Source organism: Pseudonocardia sp., assembly GCF_050246655.1.
Classification (GTDB): Bacteria; Actinomycetota; Actinomycetes; order Mycobacteriales; family Pseudonocardiaceae; genus Pseudonocardia.
Window position 1 is genome coordinate 1 of record NZ_JBFWVQ010000216.1, and the last position, 4,442, is coordinate 4,442.

Annotated in this window: 5 protein-coding genes and 1 riboswitch; of the genes, 2 read left to right on the forward strand and 3 right to left on the reverse strand. The window is 73.1% G+C overall.

Annotated features, from left to right (window positions below; all coding sequences use genetic code 11):
• On the reverse strand, positions 1 to 700 hold a 700-nt coding region (locus AB7J25_RS30290; RefSeq protein ID WP_428514755.1), incomplete at its 3' end, for a threonine synthase.
• 8 nt (positions 701 to 708) lie between these two features.
• Positions 709 to 827: riboswitch (SAM riboswitch) on the reverse strand.
• Between the two features lie 179 nt (positions 828 to 1,006).
• On the opposite strand from AB7J25_RS30290, the gene holA reads away from it, so the two are divergent.
• A complete protein-coding gene (holA, locus tag AB7J25_RS30295; protein WP_428514757.1) occupies positions 1,007 to 1,966 on the forward strand; it encodes a DNA polymerase III subunit delta in 960 nt (319 codons plus the stop codon).
• A gap of 259 nt (positions 1,967 to 2,225) precedes the next feature.
• Here holA and rpsT read toward each other — a convergent pair whose 3' ends face one another.
• Together rpsT and cynS are read right to left on the reverse strand one after the other, a co-directional pair.
• The gene (gene rpsT / locus AB7J25_RS30300) at positions 2,226 to 2,492 is read right to left on the reverse strand and encodes a 30S ribosomal protein S20 (protein ID WP_428514759.1); all 267 of its coding nucleotides are present in this window, start codon (positions 2,490 to 2,492) and stop codon (positions 2,226 to 2,228) included.
• Between the two features lie 108 nt (positions 2,493 to 2,600).
• The gene (gene cynS / locus AB7J25_RS30305; protein ID WP_428514761.1) at positions 2,601 to 3,053 is read right to left on the reverse strand and encodes a cyanase; all 453 of its coding nucleotides are present in this window, start codon (positions 3,051 to 3,053) and stop codon (positions 2,601 to 2,603) included.
• A 188-nt stretch (positions 3,054 to 3,241) separates the two neighbouring features.
• Here cynS and AB7J25_RS30310 point away from each other — a divergent pair.
• The coding region (locus AB7J25_RS30310) for a circularly permuted type 2 ATP-grasp protein (RefSeq protein ID WP_428514763.1) at positions 3,242 to 4,442 on the forward strand (1,201 nt) is incomplete at its 3' end.

Below are 4,442 nucleotides of genomic sequence, written 5' to 3' on the forward strand. Positions count from 1 at the left end.
AGCCCAGCGTCTTCGAGCCCTCGGCGTAGTACGGCCGGACGTTGACGTTCACGAACGCCCACTCCTCGTGCTCGGCGGCGAGCTCGGTGGCGAGGCGGTTGACGTCGTCGTAGTTGCCGTCGACGGCGAGCAGCGTGCCGCCGTAGACGGCGGTGGTGAGGACCTTCGCGCGTTCCAGGGATGACGGGATGAGGACCACGGAGTCCCAGCCCGCGCGGGCGGCTGCCGCGGCGACGGCGTTGGCGAGGTTGCCCGTGGAGGGGCAGCACAGGACGGTGAAGCCGAGCTCGCGGGCCGCGGCGAGCGCGACGGCGACGACGCGGTCCTTGAAGGAGTGGGTGGGGTTGCCGGTGTCGTCCTTGACCCACAGGTTGCGCAGGCCGAGGGCGGCGCCGAGCCGGTCCGCCTTGATCAGGCGGGTGAGGCCCGGCTCCGTGTTGGGGTGCCGTTGCACGTCCGTGGGGACGGGGAGCAGCTGTCGGTAGCGCCAGATCGACTTCGGGCCGGCCTCGATGGACTCGCGGGTGACGGTGCCGAACTCGTAGGCGACCTCGAGAGGTCCGAAGCACTGCGGGCAGGCGAACTCGGCGGCGAGCGGGACCTCGTGGCCGCACTCGCGACAGGACAGGGCGCGCGCGGGACCGAGGTCGAGGTCGGCCGTCGCTTTGGCGGTAGGCAGGGTCGTATCGGTGAGTGTCACGGAAGATCTCCTCATCTTCCCCGTGAGCCACGGGTCGGAATTGGCACCTGGTTCGCGCACGCGGACACGTGCGACGCCGGTTGCCGGGGCTTCGTCGGGCCGGTCCCTCTGCCCCTCTGGATGAGCCATATGCGGTTGTGCACCCGCGAAACCCTGTGGCCGAAGCCGCGGAGAAGGCGGGGATGACCAACACGGTACGACACGAGGTCGGCTCCTGCCCAGCGGCTTCCCCCGCCGCGGTGCGACCCCGCTCACTCCCCGGGTACCGGGTCGGCGATCGTCGGGGTGGTGCGCGAGCATGGCGGCATGGCGGCCGCGGCACCGGTGCACCTCGTGGTGGGCGAGGAGGAGCTCCTGCTCGAACGGGCCGTGGAGGCCGTCGTCGGGCGGGTACGGGCGGCCGACCCGGCAGCCGAGGTGCGGCGCTACCGCGCCGCGGAGCTGACGCCGCTCGATCTCGCGGAGAGCCTGAGCCCGTCGCTGTTCGCCGAGGCCCGCGTGATCGTGCTGCTCGCCGCGCACGAGGCCGGCAAGGATCTGACGGCGGCCGTGCTCGGGCACGCGACCGACCTGGCCGAAGGGATCGTCCTCGTCGTCGTCCACGCGGGCGGGGCACGCAACAAGGCCCTCGCGGACGGGCTGCGCAAGGCGGGCGCCGAGGTCACGACGTGCCCGCAGGTCCGCTGGCCGAACGAGCGGGTCGCGTTCGTGAAGGCCGAGGTCAGACGGCTCGGGGGCCGCTTGTCCTCCGGAGCGGACGAGGCCCTCGTCGATGCGGTGGGGTCGGACCTGCGCGAGCTGGCGGCGGCCGCCGCGCAGCTCGTCGCGGACACCGGTGGGAAGGTCGACGTCGCCGCGGTGCACCGCTATCACCGCGGCCGCGCCGAGGTCCACGGTTGGGACATCGCCGACCTCGCGCTGGCGGGCGACCGCGCGGGCGCGCTGGAGGCACTGCGGTGGGCGCAGGCGCTCGGGGTGCCGGCGGTGGTGCTGGCGGACGCACTCGCGTCGGGCCTGCGGACCCTGGCCAGGGTCGGGGCGGCCGGGCGGGGCGACCCGAACCGGCTCGCTTCGCAGCTCGGCATGGCGCCGGGGAAGGTCCGCCGGGCGCAGGCGCAGGTGCGGTCCTGGCACCCGGACGCGCTGGCGGCCGCGTTCCGGGTGGCGGCGGAGGTGAACGCCGACGTCAAGGGTGTCGCCGCGGACGCCGACTTCGCGCTGGAACGGGCGGTCCTGCGGATCTGCGACGCGCGCGGGAGCCGCTGACGGGGCCGTCCGCCTGGGTGCGGGCGGCTGAGGATCGCGGCGCGTTCGGGGTGTCGGCGGCGGACGGGCACCCACGGCGTGCGGTGTCGCCGGGAGCTGCCGCACCGAGCCTGCGCCGGGTCCGCCGGCGGCCTGCGTGGCTGCACGTCCGGCGGATGCGGGGTCGAGCGTGCGTTGGGCCCACCGGGGCGCACGTTCGGCGGGTCACACGCCGAAACGCCGCCTCACCAGGTGGTGGGGCGGCGGGCGGGAGGGAGGATCAGGCCGAGAGCGTGTTGACGCGCTTGGCCATGGCCGACTTGCGGTTCGCGGCCTGGTTCGCGTGGATGACGCCCTTGCTGGCGGCCTTGTCGAGGGCCTTGGCGGCGTCGCGCTGGAGCACGACGGCCTTCTCGGTGTCGCCGGCCTCGGCGGCCTCGCGGAACTTCCGCACGGCGGTACGGACCGCGGAGCGCACCGACTTGTTGCGCTGGCGGCGCTTCTCGTTGGTCTTGACCCGCTTGATCTGGGACTTGATGTTGGCCACGCGACTGCCTCGAGTTCTTCCTGCTGTAGGTCCGGGTACGGCTCCGGCGGCGGTGTGGTCACACCGGGCGTTCGACGGACCATCCTACAGACGCCCGCAGCGGCCCCCTCACCACGTCCGGTAGGGCAGGAACTTGCCGTTCAGCACGAGGCGGACGCGGTCGCCCTTCGGATCGGCGACGCGGGAGAGGTCCATCTCGAAGTCGATGGCGCTGATGATCCCGTCGCCGAACTCCTCGCGGACGAGCTCGGCGATGGCCCTGCCGTAGACCTGCACCATCTCCTGGAGCCGGTAGACGATCGGCTCCGAGGTGTCGACCGCCGCCGCGCCGCGCACGGGCGGCAGCAGCAGCGCCTCGACGACCCCGCCGTCCAGCCCGAGGGTCTCGCCGAGGGTCGCGGCCTGCGCGGGGGTGAGCGTGTGCTGCCCGAGCAGGGCGGTGGTCGTCCACTCGGTGGACATGCCGATCGCGGCGCCGAGATCGGCCCAGCGCAGCCCGGATCGGCGCTTGGCGGCGAGGACGGCGTCGGCGGCGTGCGCACGGCTCAGGGTGGAGGTCATGGGCTCCGATGGTCGGGGAGGGCGTCCGGTGCGGCAACCGCGTGCGGTGAACGCCAAGTTGCGTCGCGGTTCGATCTGGCCGAGCGACGCCGCTCTGGGTCAGGATGTCGCCCGAGATCGGCGGTCCCGGCGCATGGCCGGGGGCGGATGTGCACGGCTGCGAGGAGGGCTGCGATGAGGGCGGGTGCGTGCGCGTGAGCAGGGCGACGACGTCACCACGCACCCCGGAGCCGGAGGACGAACCGTCGGCGGACCTCTTCGCCGACTACGCCGCACCGGACCGTCCGCACCCGGACGCTTTCGACGAGATGTTCACCGCCGACGGCGCGGTGCGCACGGCCTACCGGGCGCTGCACGAGGCGCTCGCGCCGTCGTCCCCGGCGGACCTGGCGGCGCGCACGGAGGCGCTCGGGCGGGCCTACACCGACCAGGGCATCACGTTCTCCCTGTCGGGCCAGGAGCGCCCGTTCCCCCTGGACCTGGTGCCGCGGGTGATCAGCGCCTCGGAGTGGACGCGGCTGCAGAAGGGGATCGTGCAGCGGGTGATCGCGCTGGAGGCGTTCCTCGCCGACATCTACGGCGACGCCGACATCGTCCGCGACGGGGTGATCCCGCGCCGGCTCGTCACCAGCTGCCAGCACTTCCACCGCGAGGCGCACGCGCTGACCCCGCCGAACGGGGTGCGGATCCACGTCGCGGGCATCGACCTGGTCCGCGACGAGCAGGGCACCTTCCGCGTGCTGGAGGACAACCTGCGCAACCCGTCGGGCGTGTCCTACGTGATGGAGAACCGCCGGACGATGGCCCGGGTGTTCCCGGACCTGTTCACCCGGCAGAAGGTGCGCGCGGTCGGCGACTACGGCACCCACCTGCTGCGGGCGCTGCGCGCGGCGGCCGCGGCGAACGCGGCCGACCCGACGGTGGTCGTGCTCACCCCGGGCGTCTACAACTCGGCGTACTTCGAGCACTCGCTGCTGGCCCGCCAGATGGGCGCGGAGCTGGTCGAGGGCCGCGACCTGTTCTGCCGCGACAACGTCGTCTACATGCGCACGACCGAGGGCGAGCAGTCGGTGGACGTCGTCTACCGGCGCATCGACGACGACTTCCTCGATCCGCTGCAGTTCCGCCCGGACTCCGTGCTCGGGGTGGCGGGGGTGCTGAACGCGGCCCGGGCGGGCAACGTCGTGATCGCGAACGCAGTGGGCAACGGCGTGGGCGACGACAAGCTCGTCTACACGTACGTGCCGGAGATGGTGCGCTACTACCTGAACGAGCGGCCGCTGCTGCCCAACGTCTCCACCTACCGCTGCTGGCTCGACGACGAGCGCGCCTTCACCGTCGACCACCTCGACGAGCTGGTGCTCAAGCCGGTGGAGGGCTCCGGCGGCT

Excerpts from the sequence above, each read along its gene's own strand:
- cynS (WP_428514761.1), bottom strand. The coding sequence starts at position 3,053 with ATGACCTCCACCCTGAGCCGTGCGCACGCCGCCGACGCCGTCCTCGCC.
- holA (WP_428514757.1), top strand. The coding sequence starts at position 1,007 with ATGGCGGCCGCGGCACCGGTGCACCTCGTGGTGGGCGAGGAGGAGCTC.